This is a genomic window from Mesorhizobium sp. M0106, from assembly GCF_040322715.1.
Taxonomy (GTDB): domain Bacteria; phylum Pseudomonadota; class Alphaproteobacteria; order Rhizobiales; family Rhizobiaceae; genus Mesorhizobium.
On record NZ_JAMYUA010000013.1, the window covers coordinates 86,989 to 106,505 of the forward strand.

17 protein-coding genes and 3 pseudogenes are annotated in these 19,517 nt (G+C 60.9%); 9 read left to right on the forward strand and 11 right to left on the reverse strand.

Features of this window, described 5'->3' with window-relative positions:
- The 4 genes from NKJ55_RS15300 to NKJ55_RS15315 all read right to left on the reverse strand — a co-directional run bounded on the left by NKJ55_RS15300 (window position 1) and on the right by NKJ55_RS15315 (window position 4,707).
- Window positions 1-900, reverse strand: a complete 900-nt coding sequence (locus tag NKJ55_RS15300) for a carbohydrate ABC transporter permease (protein WP_352450631.1) — start codon at window positions 898-900, stop codon at window positions 1-3.
- Window positions 900-1,811 (reverse strand): carbohydrate ABC transporter permease, encoded by a 912-nt coding sequence (locus NKJ55_RS15305; protein ID WP_352450632.1) that lies wholly within the window; start codon window positions 1,809-1,811, stop codon window positions 900-902. Before NKJ55_RS15305 ends, NKJ55_RS15300 begins: the two co-directional genes overlap by 1 nt.
- 342 nt (window positions 1,812-2,153) lie before the next feature.
- A complete protein-coding gene (locus NKJ55_RS15310; RefSeq protein WP_352450633.1) occupies window positions 2,154-3,200 on the reverse strand; it encodes an NAD(P)-dependent alcohol dehydrogenase in 1,047 nt (348 codons plus the stop codon).
- Between the two features lie 667 nt (window positions 3,201-3,867).
- The gene (locus NKJ55_RS15315; RefSeq protein WP_352450634.1) at window positions 3,868-4,707 is read right to left on the reverse strand and encodes a succinate dehydrogenase/fumarate reductase transmembrane subunit; all 840 of its coding nucleotides are present in this window, start codon (window positions 4,705-4,707) and stop codon (window positions 3,868-3,870) included.
- Window positions 4,708-5,244: 537 nt separating this feature from the next.
- Here NKJ55_RS15315 and NKJ55_RS15320 point away from each other — a divergent pair.
- The 3 genes and pseudogenes from NKJ55_RS15320 to NKJ55_RS15330 all read left to right on the forward strand — a co-directional run.
- Window positions 5,245-5,511 carry an AbrB/MazE/SpoVT family DNA-binding domain-containing protein gene (locus NKJ55_RS15320; protein ID WP_352450635.1) on the forward strand — a complete coding sequence of 89 codons (267 nt, stop codon included), beginning with the start codon at window positions 5,245-5,247 and terminating at the stop codon, window positions 5,509-5,511.
- Window positions 5,508-5,905, forward strand: a pseudogene (locus NKJ55_RS15325) (type II toxin-antitoxin system VapC family toxin). The gene NKJ55_RS15320 and the pseudogene NKJ55_RS15325 overlap by 4 nt, the downstream one beginning before the upstream one ends.
- A gap of 118 nt (window positions 5,906-6,023) precedes the next feature.
- Window positions 6,024-6,416, forward strand: a pseudogene (locus tag NKJ55_RS15330) (ATP-binding cassette domain-containing protein); the annotation flags it as partial.
- An 88-nt stretch (window positions 6,417-6,504) separates the two neighbouring features.
- Here NKJ55_RS15330 and NKJ55_RS15335 read toward each other — a convergent pair.
- Window positions 6,505-7,383: a GNAT family N-acetyltransferase gene (locus NKJ55_RS15335; RefSeq protein ID WP_352450636.1), complete on the reverse strand. Its 879-nt coding sequence runs from the start codon at window positions 7,381-7,383 to the stop codon at window positions 6,505-6,507.
- A 242-nt stretch (window positions 7,384-7,625) separates the two neighbouring features.
- On the opposite strand from NKJ55_RS15335, the gene argE reads away from it, so the two are divergent.
- The 5 genes from argE to NKJ55_RS15360 all read left to right on the forward strand — a co-directional run bounded on the left by argE (window position 7,626) and on the right by NKJ55_RS15360 (window position 12,770).
- Entirely contained in the window at window positions 7,626-8,750 is a 1,125-nt protein-coding gene (argE, locus tag NKJ55_RS15340; protein WP_352450637.1) for an acetylornithine deacetylase, read from the forward strand.
- Between the two features lie 16 nt (window positions 8,751-8,766).
- Window positions 8,767-9,690, forward strand: a complete 924-nt coding sequence (locus NKJ55_RS15345) for a 2-hydroxyacid dehydrogenase (protein ID WP_352450638.1) — start codon at window positions 8,767-8,769, stop codon at window positions 9,688-9,690.
- Window positions 9,691-9,704: 14 nt separating this feature from the next.
- Complete coding sequence (locus tag NKJ55_RS15350; RefSeq protein WP_023678793.1) at window positions 9,705-10,061, forward strand: cupin domain-containing protein; 357 nt, start codon at window positions 9,705-9,707, stop codon at window positions 10,059-10,061.
- 171 nt (window positions 10,062-10,232) lie between these two features.
- The gene (locus NKJ55_RS15355) at window positions 10,233-11,276 is read left to right on the forward strand and encodes a tartrate dehydrogenase (protein WP_352450639.1); all 1,044 of its coding nucleotides are present in this window, start codon (window positions 10,233-10,235) and stop codon (window positions 11,274-11,276) included.
- Between the two features lie 18 nt (window positions 11,277-11,294).
- Window positions 11,295-12,770 (forward strand): NAD-dependent succinate-semialdehyde dehydrogenase, encoded by a 1,476-nt coding sequence (locus tag NKJ55_RS15360; RefSeq protein ID WP_352450640.1) that lies wholly within the window; start codon window positions 11,295-11,297, stop codon window positions 12,768-12,770.
- On the opposite strand, the pseudogene NKJ55_RS15365 reads toward NKJ55_RS15360, so the two are convergent.
- The 3 genes and pseudogenes from NKJ55_RS15365 to NKJ55_RS15375 form a co-directional block, all read right to left on the reverse strand.
- Window positions 12,767-13,837: pseudogene (locus tag NKJ55_RS15365) on the reverse strand (IS630 family transposase). The gene NKJ55_RS15360 and the pseudogene NKJ55_RS15365 sit on opposite strands and share 4 nt — an antisense overlap.
- A 210-nt stretch (window positions 13,838-14,047) precedes the next feature.
- Window positions 14,048-14,923 carry an MBL fold metallo-hydrolase gene (locus NKJ55_RS15370; RefSeq protein WP_352450641.1) on the reverse strand — a complete coding sequence of 292 codons (876 nt, stop codon included), beginning with the start codon at window positions 14,921-14,923 and terminating at the stop codon, window positions 14,048-14,050.
- Between the two features lie 306 nt (window positions 14,924-15,229).
- A complete protein-coding gene (locus tag NKJ55_RS15375) occupies window positions 15,230-15,919 on the reverse strand; it encodes a haloacid dehalogenase type II (protein WP_352450642.1) in 690 nt (229 codons plus the stop codon).
- A gap of 427 nt (window positions 15,920-16,346) precedes the next feature.
- On the opposite strand from NKJ55_RS15375, the gene NKJ55_RS15380 reads away from it, so the two are divergent.
- On the forward strand, window positions 16,347-17,723 hold the full coding sequence (locus NKJ55_RS15380; protein ID WP_352450643.1) for an aspartate aminotransferase family protein: 1,377 nt from the start codon (window positions 16,347-16,349) through the stop codon (window positions 17,721-17,723).
- A gap of 349 nt (window positions 17,724-18,072) precedes the next feature.
- Here the strand turns inward: NKJ55_RS15380 and NKJ55_RS15385 are convergent, their stop codons facing one another.
- Genes NKJ55_RS15385 through NKJ55_RS15395 form a run of 3 tightly spaced genes read right to left on the reverse strand, consistent with a single transcriptional unit; the run spans window position 18,073 to window position 19,250 of the window.
- Complete coding sequence (locus NKJ55_RS15385; RefSeq protein ID WP_352450644.1) at window positions 18,073-18,450, reverse strand: HVO_A0114 family putative DNA-binding protein; 378 nt, start codon at window positions 18,448-18,450, stop codon at window positions 18,073-18,075.
- Entirely contained in the window at window positions 18,404-18,943 is a 540-nt protein-coding gene (locus NKJ55_RS15390) for a ribonuclease toxin HepT-like protein (RefSeq protein ID WP_352450645.1), read from the reverse strand. Before NKJ55_RS15390 ends, NKJ55_RS15385 begins: the two co-directional genes overlap by 47 nt.
- On the reverse strand, window positions 18,930-19,250 hold the full coding sequence (locus NKJ55_RS15395; RefSeq protein WP_352450646.1) for a nucleotidyltransferase domain-containing protein: 321 nt from the start codon (window positions 19,248-19,250) through the stop codon (window positions 18,930-18,932). The genes NKJ55_RS15390 and NKJ55_RS15395 overlap by 14 nt, the downstream gene beginning before the upstream one ends.
- Between the last annotated feature and the right edge of the window lie 267 nt (window positions 19,251-19,517).

Here is a 19,517-nt window from a genome sequence, read left to right on the forward strand (position 1 = left end):
TCACTCCTTCAGCGATCCGAGGGTGAGGCCGCGGACCAGATGTCGTTGAACCAGCAGGATAAAGATGAAGCTGGGTATGATCGCGGATGTGCCGAGCGCTGTGATGTAGCCCCACTCGGTCGCCGTCGAGGTGACAAAGGTCGAGATCTTCACCGGCACAGTGCGGATCGACGTTGTCAGGAACAGTGAGAGCAGGAACTCGGTCCACGAAAAGATGAAACACAGCACGGCCGTCGCAGCGATGCCGCCCTTGACCATGGGAAGGACGACGCGTCGAAACGTCTGCCAGCGCGTCGCGCCGTCAATCAGCGCCGCCTCGTCAACCTCGCGCGGAACATCGTCGAAGAACGACTTCAAAAGCAAAACCGCCAGCGGCAGGTTAATCAAACTGTGAACGAGGATGAGCCCCGTATAGGTATCGCGCAAGCCGAGATCGCGGAACATGAAAACGATCGGAATGACGATCGCGATTGGCGGCATGAAGCGTTGCGAGAGAATCCAGAACAGGAAGGACTGCTGGCCGCTGAACTGCATTCGCGACAGGCAATAGGCGGCCAGAGTTGCCAGCAGCAGCGTCAGCGCCGTCGATCCGACGGCTATGATGGCGCTATCGAGCAACGACTGACGGGAATCGTAGGAACTGGCGCCACCCTTGATCACCCCGGCCGCCTCGCCGCCCTGTTCCATGCCGATGTCGACGCGTGAGACGCCAAGCAACGTCACGCGGTAATTGTCCGGCGTCGGTGCGAATCCGACGTAGACCGGTCCGCTGCGGTCGAAGATCGCCGAATAAGGTTTGATAGACGACAGCGCCCACCACGCGATCGGGAACATGAAGATCGCCACCACCAGGACGGCGAGGACGTCGCGGGCGATCGTTTGGGCGCGCGACGGTTCCATCAGAACCTCACCTTGAACAGCCTGACGAAGAGGTTCGACACGACGATCAAGACGACAAGCACGATCAGCGACAGGGTCGCGGCATAGGGGAAGTCTCCGGTGAAGTAGATACGGCCAGCGTAGAACGAAAGCGTCTCGGTGGCCGTGCCAGGCCCGCCGGCGGTGATGATGTAGACGTAGTCGTAGATGCGAAAGAGATCGACGCCGCGGATCAGCACCGCGACCGCTATCACCTTGCGCAGCATCGGCAATGTGAGGCGCCAGAACGTCTGGATGCCGTTGGCGCCGTCGATCGCGGCTGCCTCGAAAGGCTCCTTCGGCAGCGCCCTGAGCCCTGCCAGGATGATGAGCACCATGAACGGCGTCCACTGCCATATGTCTGCCAGCAGGATCGCCGCCAATGCGGTTCCGGGCTGCGTCAGGATCGGCTGTGCCGGCGAGATCAGGTCGAGGGCATACAGGTAGAACGACAGGACACCGAAAGAACCGTCCTGCATCAGCAGGAACATCATTCCGGTCACCGCCGGCGGCACCACCAGCGGCAGTGTCATCAGCGCCCGCAGCACGCCGTAACCTTTGCGATCGGTGTCAAGCAGAAGCGCGATGAGGATGCCGAGCGCAAGCTGAACCGCAAGCGCGACGAAGGTATAGATCAGCGTGGTTTCCAGCGAATGCCACATACGAGCATCCGAGAAGGCGCGCGTCCATTGGTGGAGCCCGGCGAAGTCGAGCTGCCGGGAAACGACATTGCGTTTGTGAAACGACAGCCAGACTGAATAGGCGAGGGGATAGATGCCGAAAACGAGAAGCATCACAGTGATCGGCGCGAGCCAGGGGAAAGGATGCTCGGCCGTCATGAACCGGGGCAGGGCCCATCTGGGCGTTTCGCGGGTCACGGTCACCGCGCTCACGCGCAAATCTCCGCTCGGTCACACAGACGCATCGGCCTTCTCCCTATCGGCCAGATTGTGCCAACTTGAACTTTTGTAAGTTTGTTGTGCCTTTTGTTAAGAACGTGTCGGACGCCCGCCGATTTGTCAAGTCGGTTCCGTCAGTGCTCAAGGGATTTGCTCGTGGTCCCAGAGGATGCCGTGATCGCCGGGTATGGAGTTGTTTTTGGAGGAAACGCCGCCGGCAAATGCCGTGCACCAGCCTCAAACGCGCTCAGGGCCGCCGCCAATTTTGGCAGCTCGGAAGCCTACGAAAGCATCGAGGAGATCGGGAGGACAACCCGGGCGCTTTTGGAACTCCCCTTAATCCGGCAACAGGATCTGAAGCTTTACGTCCGCGGGCCGGGCTTCGACTGCGCGGTCGAAGGCGGTGATGGAATCTTCGAAGGGGAAGGTCGCCGAAATGAGTGGCTTTAGGTCGACCCGGCCCGACCCCATCAGCGCGATTGCCCGCTCATATTGGTGGGCATATCGGAACACCGTTTCGATGCGAACTTCCTTGGTCGAGGCGGTGGCGACATCGAATGCGATCGGCGCCACCGGCAGACCGACCACCACTACCGCGCCGCCGGGCCGCGGCAGATCGAGCAGGGTCTCCCATGCCTTGGACGAGCCCGAGCATTCAAACACCACGTCGGCGCCCCAGCCATCGGTCAGGCGCTTTACCTCCGCCGCCAGGTTCTTGTCGCGGACGTTGACCGGGATCACGCCTTGATAGCCGCCGGCAATGTCGAGCTTGGGTTGGGCGAGATCTGCAACAACGGCGCGGGCGCAGCCGCCGGCGAGCGCCGCGATCGCCACCATCGTGCCGATCGGCCCTGCGCCAATCACCACCGCCGTGTCGCCCGGCGCGATCTTTGCTTTGGCAGCCGCCTGCATTCCGACGGCGAAGGGCTCCACCATGGCGCCTTCGGCGAAGCTGACATTGTCGGGCAGTTTGAAAGTGTAGTTGGCGGGGTGGACGACATAGGGCGTCAGCACGCCGTGGATCGGCGGCGTTGCCCAGAACCTGACCGCTGGATCGATGTTGTAGAGGCCGAGCCGGCTCGCCCGCGAATTGGGATCGGGGATACCCGGCTCCATGCAGACGCGGTCGCCGACCTTCAGATGCTCGATACCTTCCCCCGTTTCGACGACGCTGCCGGCGGCTTCATGGCCCAAGACCATCGGCGCTTCGACCACGAACGGGCCGATGCGGCCATGCGTGTAGTAGTGCACGTCGGAGCCGCAGATGCCCACCGTATGGATCTTGAGGCGAACTTCGCCCGGGCCGACGGTCTGTGGCAGATCGATGTCACGCAGCTTGAGTTCGTGTTGGCGTTCAAGGACAAGGGCGCGCACGTTCGTCATCGACGTAGTCTCCTCTAAAGCTTATTGTAGGGCCTTCGTGACCTTACTTGCACTCGGCGCGTTCATCATAGCCGCTCGTTCACGGCTTCAAAATCCAGCTCGGAAAACAGGGGTGTTGCCTGATTCCGACTATCCGTACCAACTTCCCGGCCAAAGGACTTTGAAGGCCGGCCGTGCCGCTGCCGAATGCCCTCGGCGGAATGAAATAGTCGTTCGCGCCGAGACTCCCCACTCCCCAAACTCCAAGCCAGCAGGCCGGCATCGGTCAGTCATCAACAGGGGTCCAGCAGGTGCGCGATACCCGACGCTACATACCATGGAACGCTTGCCCAATCCGCTTCTGGTCGATGCGGCCCACCAGGAGAAATATCCGCTATCGTTTTTTGGGCGCCAGAAGTTCCCGGTTCGCTTCCCGCCCATAATGCTGCCGGGCGGCAATGCGCTTCATTAACGTCATTCTCCATTCGAAGCGCTCAGGCCGGAAGCTGCCGTGCGTAAGACGCCAGGTCATTGCTCGCCGCCGATAAATTTGCAGCTGGACAATATTGGCCAGCCGGGCGATCCCGGCATTTGGCGTTGCTTCGGCGAGTCAATACTGAGGCTGCGCTTACGCGCCATCCTTCTCGACAAAAGACCAACGGCTGGACCCGATCGGGTGCAGACGGGTTCAGTTGGTGCTGGTTGTGGCGGTGAACCCGCACTGCTTCTGTTCCATATCGATCTGCTTCGTGATGCGGACGGCGTTCTGTGCGTAGGCCTCCGTCACGGAGCCACTATTCACAGTCTTGTCCTTCAGCGGGCTCACGCCGGCGCAGAGGTGGAAAACATGCGGCTCGGTGGATTTCGCGGCTCCGTTTTCGGGCGCGATCCAGTAGACGACATCCTGACCGCCGGGGTGGCTCGCGTCCCGCGTCGCCGCCGCCACGGCGGCGGTGTCCGTCGCGATCGCCTGCGCCTGAGCGGCGACATCGGGCGAACAGGCGGTGGTGGGCTGCCCCGACTTGATCTGGGCTGCGCATGCGTTCATATCCTGGGTGTACTGTTCGACCGACGGGGGTTTTAAACTGATCCCCATGACCGTCGCGAGCACGGCCAGCGCAGCGCCGACGCCGCCAGCAACCTTCTTGGTCCGCGGATCCATGTTCTTGTCGGTGAGAATCAGGAAAACCAGCGGGAGGAAGGCAATCAGTGTGATAATTGCGCCGAGCTGGTTTTGGAAGAAGAACCTGGCCGCGTCGGATGCACGAGCCGGATCGTGCCTGTTGGCCGCCTTCCATAGCAAGTTGCCGGCGATTGCGAAAATCGCGATGCCGACCAGAAGGCCGATGACCAGCGGCAGGTGTCCCTGGTCGAACTTGTTCTGGCGAAGCAGCATAATTCCGTAGATCTCGCCGCCAATGGCGACGACCCACGAGAGTGCGGCGAAAAGGCGAAGACGCGTGGCGGAGGACTTCTGGCCCTGCGTCGCTTGCCAATCCTTGGTAACGTCTGGCTTGTTGTCGGTCATTGACCAGTTCCCCTGATATCGACACTTCTGCGGGCGGCGTTAGACCAGAAGGCCAACCCGCCCTGCGCAGCGTCATTGCACGAGCGTCACCTGCCTCAGCGACGCGTGAGCGCCACGGCAGGCCTCATCTCCATTCATAATTCATATTGCGCACGAGTGAGTCCGTCCATACCCACGCAGGCAGACGCCTATGCGGCGATGGCTTCGTTCTTATTAATCTCTGGCTCGAACTTGACGCTGCCTTCCCTCGCTTCCCGGCGGCGGTCGCGCCATTCCCGACACCAGCCGAAGCGAAGTGACGAGCGATTTTGAACGAGACAGTTCTAACGAGACAAACATTGCGGCAAGATCGACGCGGATAGCGGCCGTGGTGTTGGCTTGCATGCTGACCTCCAGGTGATGTTTGGCGACTTCACTCTGGCAGAGCGCTGGTCGCGATTCAGTCGCCGCATGGACGCCAAGCTTGGCCCCGACCCATCTGCATTGATAATAATGCAGATTTGCATTGTCTTATCGCGATGAACAGGAATGTTTAAGATGACAACGTTGACAGTGACGACAAGGGGACAGGTGACGTTCCGCAAGGACGTGCTGCAACATCTGGGCATCAAACCGGGCGAGAAGATCGAGCTTGATCTGCTGCCCGACGGTCGGGCGGAATTGAGGGCTGCACGGTCGAAGGGGTCGTTCCGGGACCTCCACGGGTTCCTCAGAGGCAAGACGAACGGCCGGGTGCTCAGCATCGAGGAGATCAACGAGGCGATATCGGAAGCGGGCGCTGTGGCCGGGTCCGGCGAGGAATGAGGGTTACGGCCGACACGAATGTGCTGCTGCGCGCCTCTGTCGCCGATGATGAGGGGCAGGCGGCCATTGCCGTCGACCTGCTGGCCAAAGCGGACATCGTGGCGGTGAGCTTGCAGGCCTTGTGCGAGTTCGCCTGGGTTCTGGCCCGGCAGTACCAGACAGAGCGCGAAGATATTGCCGCGGCGATCCGGGCGTTGCTGAACACCGCGAATGTTGTCGTCAGCCGGCCGGCAGTTGAGGCAGGGCTGCCAGTCCTCGATGCCGGCGGCGATTTCGCGGACGGCGTGATCGCTTTTGACTGCGGCTGGTTGGCGGGGAGACTTTCGTCTCGTTTGACCGGAGGGCCGTCAAACTGCTCTCGGCGCGGGGACAATCCGTACAGCTTCTTTTCTAAGTCTTTCCGCGGTGGTCTTTCGCCCTGTGCTGCCTTTAGAGGCCGCTGCGAGCAATCGGATTCTGTCTGCGGTACGGATGTCAGATCAAGAATGGCGCGGTGAGAGCCGACAATCGCCGATTTCCTGCTGATGGACGAACCGACATCAGCACTCGATCTATCGCGGCAGGTGGAAGTGCTCGGTCTCATGCGGCAACTTGCTCAGGCGCGAGGCATGGTCGTGCTGATCGCCCTGCACGACCTCAATCACGCCCTGCGCTTCAGCGATCAGACAATGGTCATCGCGGACGGCCGGCTGGTCGCATGCGGGTCATCGCCGGACGTCATCACATCCGATCTGCTGCGGGACATTTATCACCTCAACGCGCGCATCGAGCCGTGCTCGCGCGGCATCGGCCATGTCATCGTGGATGGCGTGGCGGATGGGCGCCGGACGGCCATTATGTCGGCAGCGGAAGCCGAATCCGGGATTAGGAGCAGATTCGAAGCGGCAGCCGTTCCGGCCGCGTGACGGCAACCGCATTATGCCGGTTGATCGACGCGCGCACTGATCGACCTGATTCTCTGACCGCTGGTTGAAGGCGACAGTATGCTTGCATTCAGCTCAAGGCGTGGCCGGCCAATCCATAGACCCAAGGCCCATTGTCTTGGCGGTTCAGGAAGCGGCGCCCTTTGGACATGGTCGTAACGGTCTCGGCAATGCCGAGGCCGCTCTGCTGGAGAAACGCGGCAAACACGCCATCCTTCTCGCGGGTGTCGACGCGGGCGAATCGTCCTGCCAGTTCCTTCAGATGCACGGCTGTGAGGTGGACCGCGTCGAGATCGCTGCGCGCGACCATGGGGCCGATCACATGGCCACGTCCGAACTCGCGACACATGGAATAGCCGACGATTTCGCCGCCGCGGCTCAAAGTGCAGATTGAGGCATCCGCTGCGAGCAACGCGAGCAGCCTCTCGCGGTTTATCCCTAACGCGCGCGTATCCAGCGGCGTGATGTCCTTAAGCCTGTCGCTCGACAGCGCCTGCAATTCCCCGTTCAAGGCCGGCATAGTCGGGAGTGTTTGTGGGACCTCCCCCTGGCGCTGGTATACGATCGCCTCGGTCGTGAAGCCGAGTGAAACGTAGAGGGGGTAGGCAGCATGGGTCGCGTTGAGTGCCAAATTGCGATCGCCGCACTGCTCAAGGACTAGGTCCATGAGCCATCGGCCGCCTCCTTGCGCTTGTGTGCGTGGCGTTGTGATCACCAGGCCAATGGTGGCAAAGTCGCCCCCGTGGGGAAACCACATCGCGCTCCCGAAAACGCGTCCAATACCATCAACGGCAACAATGCCGCGGCCGGCACGGCGCAGAAAGTCCCAATCCTTCGGCCGATGAGGCCAGCGGACTGAGATCGACAGCGCGTGCAGTAGCTTGACGTCGACATCATCAATGTCCCGCGCGACCAGTTCGAAGGATTTCAGGCGTACTGATCTCTGCATCTCAATCGATCCGCTCCTTCAACGAATGCGCAAGGCAAGCGGTGTTGATCCTGTCATCGATCGCCATGTCGCGACATACCTCTTTTGCCGCAGCATTATACGGGAAAGCCAGCAGGTTTCGCTGGTTCGAGGTGCTTTTTCGCAATCTTCGGCCAAAGCACGATGCAATTCGGCAGGGAACACTGCTGCCTGCGGATAGGCTGGTTGCACCCGGTGATAGTGTGCAAGCAGAGCGGACCGCCATGAACGTGGAAGAAATCCTCGCGACCCTGGTTGCATTTCCCTCTGTTGTGGGCACGCCAAACGGCGCGATCGTCGATTGGATCCGCGACTACTGTCAGGCAGCCGGAGCCGAGGTGACGGTTCTCCCCGGTCCCGAGGGCGACCGGTCCAACCTTTTCCTCACGATCGGCCCGCGCCAGGGTCGGGGCTACATCATCTCCGGGCATATGGATGTCGTCCCGGCCGGCGAGCCGGAATGGAGCTCGGACCCGTTCGTTCTGCGCCGCGAGGGCGGCAGGCTTTACGGCCGCGGCACCTCCGACATGAAGGGCTTCCTCGCCTGCGCATTGGCGGCGCTCCCAGGACTTGCGGCGATGAACCTGCGGCAGCCGGTTCATCTCGCATTCTCATATGACGAAGAGGCGGGGTGCCGTGGCGTGCCGCATCTCCTAGCCGCGTTGCCGAGCTTATGCGAGAGGCCGCTTGGCGCGATTGTCGGCGAGCCGAGCCGGATGCAGCCTGTGCGCGCGCACAAGGGGAAGGCCGCCGCGCGGCTCGAGGTGATCGGGCGATCCGGCCATTCCTCACGCCCCGATCTCGGACTCAATGCCGTGCATGCCATGGCCGGCGTCATCACGCACGCCGTGGCCTACGGCCGATCCCTCGCCGACGGGCCGCTCGATGACAATTTCGAGCCCCCTTATTCTTCCTTGCAGGTGGGCGTCATCGCCGGTGGACAGGCGGTCAACATCATCGCTGGCCACTGCACAGCCGATATCGAGGCGCGTGCCGTGCCCGGCGTTTCTCCAGCCTCCCTGCTTGAGCCGGTCAAGGCCCGGCTTTTCGCTCTGCGAGACAGCGGCTTCGATGTGGCGTGGCATGAGTTGAGTACCTATCCCGCTCTTGCGCCCGCCAACGGGAGCGAGCTAGCGGCCGTTCTGACGGAGCTGACGGGGCAGGAGCCGCTGACAGCTGTGAGTTACGGCACGGAGGCCGGACTTTATCAGCAGGCCGGCATCGATGCGGTCGTTTGCGGACCCGGCGATATCGGCCGTGCCCATCGTCCCGACGAATATATCGAGATCGGTGAACTCGCCGCTTGCCGGAAGATGATCGATGGGCTCGGCGCGCGTCTTGCGGCCTGAAGGAAGGGCGGTCACCATGGCGTTTCTTTTCAATTCCGATGCGGCGCGTGCTGCGGTCTTCCGCGAGATCTTCGCGCGCCAGCTCCCGGATCTGGAATTCGTCCATTCCGGCGACGAGATGGAGCCGGAGAAGGTGCGCTATCTCATCACCTGGACGGTGCCGGACGAGATCTCGCGCTACCGCAATCTGGAAGTGCTGTTTTCCATCGGAGCGGGCGTCGACCAGTTCGAGCAGGACGTGGTGCCAAGCCATGTGAAGCTTGTGCGCATGGTCGAGGACGGCATCATACGCATGATGCAGGAATACATCGCGCTCGGCGTGTTGACTCTCCACCGCGAGATGCCCGCCTATCTTGAGCAGCAGAAAAGATGCCTCTGGCAACCGATTGCCGCTCGACAGGCGGCCGAACGCCGGGTTGGCTTCCTCGGCCTTGGCATGCTGGCCCAGGCGGCTATCGAGCGCTTGAAGCCCTTCCAGTTTCCGCTTGCCGGGTGGAGCCGCAGCGAAAAGCGGATAGAGGACGTCGCCTGTTTTCACGGCACGGACCAACTCGCGGGCTTTTTGAAGCAAACGGATATTCTCGTCTGCCTGCTTCCGCTCACGGAACAAACGCACGGCATGCTCGATGCAGAGTTCTTCGACTTACTGCCCGTCGGGGCGCAGCTGCTGCATGTCGGCAGGGGTCCGCAACTGGACCAGGCCGCGCTGATCAACGCGCTCGACACCGGTCACGTATCTGCGGCGATGCTTGATGTCACCGATCCAGAACCGCTCCCGGAAGACCATCCGCTGTGGTCGCATCCGAAGGTGATGATAACGCCGCACATCGCCTCGGTGACGCAACCGCATACGGCGGCACAATCTGTCGTTGACAACATCCGGCGCCACCGCGCCGGAGAAGAACTGATCGGCCTCGTCGATCGGACACTCGGCTACTAACCAGGAAACATCACATGTCACTTCTGATCACGATCGACACAGTTCCAGACTTCGCGCCGAAGGAGGCACTACCGGCTCCGGAGCGGCTCATTTCCGGCAATCCATCCTTCAAGACCTGGGCGCAGGATGCCTCGAAGGGAGAAAAGGTGCTCACCGGTGTCTGGGAGGCGACGCCCGGCGAGACGCATTCGATCAAGGGCACGATCTACGAGTTCTGCCACATCGTTTCGGGTCTCGTCGAAATCGAGGAGAAGGGCGGTGAGACCAAGACCTACCGCGCCGGCGACAGTTTCGTGATGAAGCCTGGTTTCGTCGGCGTCTGGCGCACTATCGAGACCGTGCGCAAAATCTACGTCTGCGTTTATGACTGAGTTCAGTGCTCAAGGTCCGGCCGAATAGCGCGCGGCGGTTCCAGAACAATCGGCTTTCCAGGTTCCGCCTGACGCGATTCGACGCCGTCGGAGAGCTCAACCTCGACGGAAAATGCGGCGGGCGGTCGACTACTGTTCCGGTGACGCCAGTGCGAATGAGGACCTCCATCAATGAAGACCTACAAGATAGCGCTGATCCCCGGCGACGGCATCGGCAAGGACGTCACGCAGGCGGCATGGCAGGTGCTGCAGGCGGCGGCTAAGCAGGGCGGTTTCGCCCTTGATGACACAAGATTCCCGTGGTCGTGCGCCTACTACCTGGAGACCGGTGCAATGATGCCGTCAGACGGCATCGAGACACTTCGAAAATTCGATGCGATCTATCTCGGCGCTGTGGGCTGGTCCGCGGAAGTGCCCGACTCAGTATCGCTTCACGGACTGCTCCTGCCGATCCGGAAAGGGTTCACGCAGTACGCCAACATACGACCGCACCGGCTGTTGCCGGGCGTTCAGGGGCCCCTCCGCTCCGATGCTTTCGATATCCTGTGCATCCGCGAGAATACGGAAGGCGAATATTCCGGCGCCGGTGGGCGCGTTCATTCTGGCACGGCCGATGAGGTCGCGGTTGAGACTGCGATCTTTACGCGTACGGGTGTCGAACGGATCATCCGTTTCGGTTTCGAACAGGCGCGGGCGCGTCGCAAGAAGCTCGCATCTGTCACCAAATCCAACGCGCAAAAACACTCCATGGTTTTCTGGGATGAGGTCACGCGCGAGGTGGCGAAAGACTATGCCGATGTGGAGGTCTCGCACTACCACATCGACGCCATTGCCGCCCGTATGGTCCTGGCGCCGGAAAGCCTCGACGTAATCGTCGCATCGAACCTTTTCGGCGACATCCTCACGGATATTGGAGCGGCCATTCAGGGCGGGCTGGGTTACGCCGCCTCCGCCAATATCAATCCCGATCGCAGCGGGCCTTCCATGTTCGAGCCGGTCCATGGTTCGGCGCCCGACATCGCGCATCTCGGTGTCGCCAATCCGATCGCCGCGATCTGGTCCGGTGCGATGATGCTCGAGCATCTGGGCGAGGGGCAGGCTGCGGTCGAAGTGATGTCGGCAATCGAGTCCGCAACCGCGCGGGGGATTGGCACGATCGCGGGCAAGGACAGGACTGAAACAATCACGCAGGCCGTGCTGGCAGGATTGAGCTGAAAGAGCAGAGGAAAGACCATGAATGCGATGACGAAGATTGGCATGTTCAACGACTCCGACCTTTTCCGCCAGCAGGCGCTGATTGGCGGTGTCTGGCGGGATGGCGAAACCAAAGGCGTGGTCGATGTCATTGACCCTGCCAGCCAAAGTGTTCTCGGCACCGTTCCCGCAATGGGGGAGAACGAGACGAGAGCCGCAATCGCTGCCGCGGCCGAGGCCTTCAAAGGCTGGAGGAAAAGGACCCATGCCGAGCGTGCAGAATTTCTGGAGCGCTGGCACGACCTCATCCGCCAGCACGAACAGGATCTCGCGCTCCTGCTGACGCTGGAACAGGGCAAGCCGCTTGCCGAGGCGGTGGCGGAAATCCGCTACGGCGCATCTTTTGTGAAATGGTTTGCGGAGGAGGCGCGCCGGATCGGTGGCTCGACCATTCCGTCACCCACGGCCGATCGCCGCATTCTGGTGCTGAAAGAACCCGTCGGCGTCTGCGCCATCATCACGCCGTGGAATTTCCCCAACGCGATGATCGCACGCAAAGTAGCACCGGCGCTGGCCGCAGGTTGTACGGTTGTCATCAAGCCGTCGGAATTTACGCCATTCTCGGCGCTGGCGCTCGGCGTTCTGGCGGAACGGGCAGGTATCCCTGCAGGCGTGATCAACATTGTGACGGGCATGCCCGTCGAAATCGGCAACGAACTGATGGCCAATCAGACGGTGCGCAAGATCTCGTTCACCGGTTCGACCCGCGTCGGTGCGCTGCTCATGCGTGGTGCGGCCGATAGTATCAAGCGGCTGAGCCTGGAGCTTGGCGGCAACGCACCCTTTATCGTCTTTGACGACGCCGATCTGGATAAGGCAGTTGAAGGGGTGATCGCATCCAAGTTCCGCAATGGCGGTCAAACCTGCGTCTGCGCGAACCGGATTCTTGTGCAGGAAGGCGTTTACGACGCGTTCGCCGAAAAGCTGAGCCGGCGCGTCACGCGGATGAAGGTTGGCGCAGGGACCGACGAGGGCACTGAGATCGGCCCGATGATCAACGCGGCCGCGATCGACAAGATCGAGCGTCACATCGCGGATGCACAGGCGAAAGGTGCGCAGATCATCGCTCAAAGCGAGACGGTGCCGGAGGGTAAGCAATATGCACGGCCCGTCGTGCTGGGAGGGGCTACTACCGGGATGCTCCTGGCATCGGAAGAGACGTTCGGTCCGGTGGCGCCGCTTTTTCGCTTCGAGACGGAGGAAGAGGCCATCGCCATCGCGAACGGTACGCCGTTCGGCCTTGCCGCTTACTTCTACACCGACAACCTCAAGCGCTCATGGCGTGTTGCCGAGGCGCTGGAGTTCGGTATGGTCGGGCTCAACACAGGCATGATCTCGACCGAGGTTGCGCCTTTCGGCGGTGTCAAGCAGTCCGGAGTGGGGCGCGAAGGATCGCAGCTCGGCATCGAGGAATATCTCGAGGTCAAGGCGCTTCATGTTGGCGGGCTTAACTAGTGGATGGAATCTAACGCTTGGTGCCCGCGTTTGACGGCGGCAATGATCTTGTCGGGGTCGGCGATCCAAGAGAAGGGTTTGGGTTGCTGGTTGTGCTCTGCGAGGAAGCGGTTGATTGCCGCTTGGAGGTCGACAACGGAATGGAAGACGCCGCGCTTGAGGCGACGCTTCGACAACTTGGCGAAGAAACCCTCGACCGCGTTGAGCCACGAGCACGACGTCGGCGTGAAGTGGAAGGTGAAGCGCTGATGGCGGTCGAGCCAAGCGCGCACCTTGGGGTGCTTGTGGGCGGCGTAGTTGTCGAGGACGACGTGGACGGCCTTGCTGGCCGGCATTTGCGTCTCGATGGCGTTGAGGAAGCGGATGAACTCCTGATGGCGATGCCGCTGCATGTTTCTTGCCGATAACGGTGCCGTCGAGCACGTTGAGGGCGGCAAACAGGGTGGTCGTGCCATGCCGCTTGTAGTCGTGGGTCATGGTGCCGAGCCTTCCCTTCTTCATGGGCAGGCCGGGCTGGGTGCGGTCGAGCGCCTGGATCTGGCTCTTCTCGTCGACCGACAGCACGATGGCGTGAGCCGGCGGATCGACATAGAGGCCGACGACGTCGCGCAGCTTTGTTGACGAACTGGGGATCGTTGGAGAGCTTGAACTGGCGCCAGCGGTTGGGCTGCAGCCCGTGCGCCTTCCAGATGCGACGCACAGCGCTTGCGCTGATGCCAGCCGCTTGCGCCATCATGTCGGCGGTCCAGTGCGTCGTCTCGCCCGGCAGATTGGCAAGCGTCAGCCCACCACGCGCTCGGCCACCTCGGGTCCGAGAGGCGGAATGCGCGAGGGCCGCGTCTTGTCGCGCAACAGCCCCTCGAAGCCTTCAGTGGCGAAGCGCTCCTGCCCGCGCCACACGCAGGGTCTTCGATTTGCCGGTTTGCCGCATGATCTCGACGGTGCCGGTGCCGTTGACGCTCAGCAGGATGATCTCGGCGCGCCAGACATGTATTGCGATCCCGGATGAGCGCCGTCAGTCGCTGGCGATCGGTTGGCGAAACGGTGAACGATATTCCTGCGCGCATGCAACAGACTCGCATGCGCACTCGTGAAAAGGAATCCCACCCCACTCTTATGTCACGCCCTGTCCGACGCCGATGCACATCGTGGCGAGCCCGAGCCAGCCTTGCATTTGCTAAGCCTCCAGCGCGGCCCCTCCCGGCGATCCGCGCGCCGGACATGCCGAGCGCGATCGCCCCCGCCGTTCGGGTTCGCGTGGTCGGCGTCCTCGGCGATTACGGCGGCTGATGATCCTCGAACCAGAATGATGACTGGCGTCGCGAGATAGTTCCCACCGACGGCAAGGGAAAATGCGATGTCATGACGATACGTCCATTGTCCGAGCAAGCCTCCAGGAATGCCCACCGCGTCCGACGTGCCTGGTCAGGGTCCGTGTCGTACCGAAAGCTCCAGTCGGGGTATATGCATTGCATCGGCCAATGCATGAGATCGCCGGAAAACACTGCCCCTACGCCTCGAGATCTCAGGCCGATGGCTACGTGCCCCGAGGTGTGGCCCGGCGTCGGCTCCAGCCACACTTCGCCATCGAGTTCATAATCCATATCGACAAGCACAGCCCGACCAGCCTCGACGATTGGCAGCACATTGTCCTGATAGGTCCGTTCGTCGGCATCGCCGGAGGCGGCCTGTGCGGCCTCGAACTCGCGCCGCGCCATGATGTAGCGGGCGTTCGGGAATGTCGGTATCCAACGCCCGTCCACCAATCGTGTGTTCCAGCCGCAATGGTCGATATGAAGATGGGTGCACAGCACATAGTCGATCTGCTCGGGAGCAACACCTGCATTCGCCAGGCGCGCCAAAAAGGTGCCGTCATTGCGGCGATGCCAATGCGGGAAGTATGCGCACGTCTTGTCGTTGCCGACGCAACTGTCGACCAGAATGGTGTGGTGGCCGGTACGAACCAGAAAACTCTGGATGGGAAGAATAAGCCGGCCGGTTGCCGGCGATATCAATCGGGGCGTGAGCCAATGACGATGCGGTTCGAGTGCTTCGTCGGTGCAGTCGGGGAACCATTCCGACGGCGTCCCCAGAGGGTCGCACATCTCCAGAATTCTGGTTACCCAGATATTCCCGATTCTCCAATCGTCCATTGATGTGATCCTTCTTCGATCGAGGACGGATCGCTAGAGATAACATTTGCGGCAAGATGGCGTCAGACATTTCTTCCGATAGGAAGACGGAGGCGCTCGCGATGTGGCCGCGCTTACGATCGGGTCCAATGGTTAGATATTAACCACTAGTTATCGTGCAAGCAGGTGGAAACACTTGCAGCCCCTAAAGCGTTGGAACAACAAAGAAAGGGGCGGTGAAAACCGTCCCTTTCTCTATTGCGATCAGTGAGCATTAACGTTTTGGGAGCGCCTCAGTCTGGTGCGACTGCGCCAGCAAACAAACGTTCAGGCGAATTCCCGAACGGGCTCCAGTCCGACGGCGCCGGCCAGACCGCCGATATCCTTGATTTCGGTATATTCGTAGAAGGGGTTCGCAGGCTCGTGGCCGCGGTTCACCCAGACCTTGCTCTTGATACCGAGATCATAGGCGGTCATGAGATCGTAGCGAAATGAGGACGACACGTGCGTAATGTCCTCCGGGCCGCAGCCTAGTTTGTCGAACATATATTCGAAGCTCTTCATCTGCGGCTTGTAGGCGCCCGTCTCTTCGGCCGTGATGACTATGTGAAAGGGTGCGCCGAGTTTCTCCACGTTCGACATGATCAGGCTCTTCATGGAGTTCGACAGGATCACCAGCGGAATCTCGTTGGCGACCTTGGCCAGGCCCGCCGGGACATCCGGGTGCGGACCCCATGTCGGCACTTCCGCATAGATGCGCTGGGCATCCTCGGGCCGGAATGCGACGCCGTTGCGCTTGCAGGTCCGTTCCACGGAATTGTGCACGACCTCGCTGTACGGCTTCCAGGCGCCAAGAACCTCATCGAGGCGATAGGCCGAGAAATCCTTGATGAACTGCGCCATCATAGCTGGGGAGAGCTGCGCGCCGTATGCGCGTCTCGCCGCGCCGGCCATGTCGAAGTTGGTCAGTGTACCGTAGCAGTCGAAGGTGATGTATTTCGGTCTGAACTGGGTCATGAGCGTCGATCCTTCCAATCCTGTCGGCACTGCGTGCCTTTAACAGCAAGGATCATAATGAGGACCGGAGAAGACTAGTCGCCGCATTCGATGCGCCCTGAAGCAGATTGTTTTGTATTGCGTGAGAGCTTTGGCAGAGAGTTGCGCCTGAGTTCGTTTCGAGCTTCGGCGGGCGCGCGATCTCTCAGCCGTGCGTGGCATAAGATGCGGTGCCAGCGGCAAAGGAAAGTCAAAACGCCTATCGCTCAGGTTCTGGTCGGGAGGAACTGCTGCCCGCGGCAGCCTATCTTGGACTTAGAGAATTCAGGCCCGGAATGAACCATGACCGCGCAGCAGATCACGCTGGAAAACGAGCTGAAGGACGAAACCACACCACACCGGACTTATGCTCTCGTCAGTCAGGCACTGCGCTGAATCGGAGGAAGAAATGCTGGCACACTCACTGATCGAACTCGATCGCGCACATCTGGTTCACCCGTTTTCATGCTATCGGAGCCACGAGGAGACGGGCGTACGGGTGCTCAAATCCGCCAAAGGCGCAACCGTGACCGATGCAAGTGGGAAAACCCTGCTGGACGGGTTCGCCGGTCTATGGTGTGTCAACATCGGATACGGCCAGGAAAGCGTCGTTGAGGCGGCCGCAAAGCAGCTAAGAGAGCTTCCCTATGCGACGGGATATTTCGGGCTGGGATCCGAGCCTGCAATTCGCTTTGCTGCCAGGCTTGCCGAACTGGCGCCCGGCGATTTGAACCATGTCTATTTCACGCTTGGCGGTTCCGACGCAGTGGACAGTACGATCCGATTTATTCGCTATTACTACCATGCCAAGGGTACGCCGCAAAAGGACCAGTTCATCTCGGCTGAGTATGGCTACCATGGATCCTCGACGGCAGGGTCAGGTCTGACAGCGATCCCGGCCTTCCATGCGGGTTTCGGCGTGCCATACGACTGGCAGCACAAAATTCCTTCGCACTACGCCTATCGCAATCCTGTCGGTTCCGACCCGCAGGCGATCATCGATGCATCGGTCGCGGCCCTGCGGGCCAAAATCGCGGAACTCGGCGCCGGCCGCGTTGCGGCCTTCTACGCCGAACCGATCCAGGGTTCGGGCGGTGTCCTCGTTCCACCGACAGGTTGGCTGAAGGCTCTGCACGCCGTGTGCAAGGAACACGCCATTCTGTTCGTTGCCGACGAAGTTATCACTGCCTTTGGCCGTACCGGCCCCCTCTTCGCGTGTGAGGAAGACGAGGTCGTGCCGGATTTCATGACCACGGCGAAGGGACTGACCTCGGGCTACGTGCCCATGGGCGCCGTCTTCATGTCGGACCACGTGTACAATACGATCGCGGACGGAGCCGGCAAAGCGGCCGTCGGCCATGGCTATACCTATTCGGCCCATCCCGTGAGCGCGGCAGTTGGGCTCGAATGCCTGCGTCTTTATGAAGATGGCTTGCTCGAGAATGGGCGCAAGGCGGGCAAGCGCTTGATGGAAGGCCTTCGCTCGCTCGCCGACCACCCGCTGGTTGGCGACGTCCGCGGTCGCGGTATGCTGGCAGCAATCGAGTTGGTCGTCGACAAGGAGCGCAAAACGCCGCTGCCCACGGCGGCCGATCCGGGGCGCCGCATCTTCGAGCGCGCGTGGGCGAACGGCCTTGTCATCCGCGCCTTCAACAGCGGCATTCTCGGCTATGCGCCGCCGCTCTGCTGCACGGACGACGATATTGATGGAATCCTCGAACGCACCCGGATGACGCTGGACCAAACCCTCGAAGATAAGGATGTGCGGGCAGCGATGAAGGGCTGATCAGCGGCCGCATTGTATCGACCAAGGCTAAACTCACGCCGTCCGGGTCTTTCGCATGTTTCCCCCGCCTAAGTATCGGCCCAGACGCTTCTTTCTCCGCTATACGAACGGCTCCGAGAACGACATTCAACGCCATGTGGCCCGGCCCCAGATTTCCGGCGAAACCCGCTTACAGGCAGGACGCACCTGTCGTGATATCTTCCTGGCCAAATGAAAACCGCTAAAACCTCCGGCCCTCCTTTTGGGACTAGCTTGGCGATCGGCTCGGCGTCACCGAGGCTTCACGTCCAATACTTGCCAAACCTGGTCAGCGGCGGTTTCGCATCCCACTGATCGACTTTTGCCCCTGTCATCCATCGCGCAGCAAAGATGATGGTCCGGCGATTTGTCTCCACGAATCGTCGACCTCGCATCGGCCATTCTGAAGCTCAGCGAGGTCGATCGTGACTCGTTGCACGGCGAGTTCGGGTCTCTTCGGCCTGGAGCCCGCCATTGAGACAATTCCCGCTCGCTCAAGGGCCGCCAAGGAGCGGGATACGTTCGGCTGCGGACGCGCCGCCAACCTGCACAGTTCCGTGATGCTTTGCGGTCGATACCGATGGATCAGCGCCACCAGCCGACAATTCTCAGGGGTCAACGCCCGCAGAACCTCTTCCGGCGCGCACGACTGAGCCATTGGTTCAGGGACCACCAGATGCCCCGCCGCCTGAGCCGTCGCCGCCGCCATCACTGTCGTGCGTGTTTTCCTCAGTAAGGGTGCTTTCCAAGTAAACAATGGCCTCGACGAAAGACGGAAATGCCTCTTTTACCCTGTCGAGGCTTTCCTGCACCTTGTCTGTTTTCAGGTCAAAACCGTACCGATGCCTCACCAGGTAACGGAATCCCTTTAGCTCACTCAAGGACTGACAAAGCTCGGGGTCGAGCACAGCCGGCCGGATGCCTGCAATTTCCGCCGACATCTGATCGAGGACGTCCTGGTGCATCGTAGGCCCTTGGGGAACGAGGCCGTCTATGTCGTTGGAGAGGCTGAGCAGGATGTCCTCGATGCCATTGTAGACATTGTGGACTCCCAGCGAAACTGCTGCGACCGCGCCCCATTCGCCGCGTGACAGCTCACTCCGATGAGCCGCCAGATATTCCTCGATTTGCTGCAGTTCCTTCGCAGCGCGGTCGATTTTTGGCGACAGTTTTGCGAATGCCGGATGCTTAAACGCTGTCATTAAGCAATTCCTGCACTCGTTCGGACGAAACGTCTGAGGCAAAGATCAGGTCACAAGGAATGTTCGTTCCCCGAAGCTGGTCTGCGACCAAGCGCTCTACCATGGCCCGGCGCGCGGGATCAGTGCGTCCGTGCACCAGCAGATCTACGTCCGAGTGGACGCGGAAACGGTTTTTCGCGAGGGATCCGACAACGGAGATATCGACGCCGCGGGCTTTGGCGTTCCGGAGAATACGCGATACACAGGCTCGCGCGGTCTTCCGGCGATCGTCAGCTCTTCGGTGGATCAAAGTGTTGATCTTGTTCATCTTTTCGCCTGTTGCCTTTGGTGACCCGAGGCGAGATTGTCGCAACTCCGCAAGCTGTGCGTGCTACCTGCCTATATATCATCGTATGATATATTCAAGCCATTTGACGAGGACAAGGCGAAAACAGGCGTTCGCTGGAAATGTCCAGATGCAGTCGAAGTTTTAGGCTAAGCGCCGTTCAGGCGAGTGGCAATGACGGCCTCCGCCGAATCGTGACACGTCATTCGACAAATGCCGCGCGCGCAACAAGATGGAGCTTGGCACGAG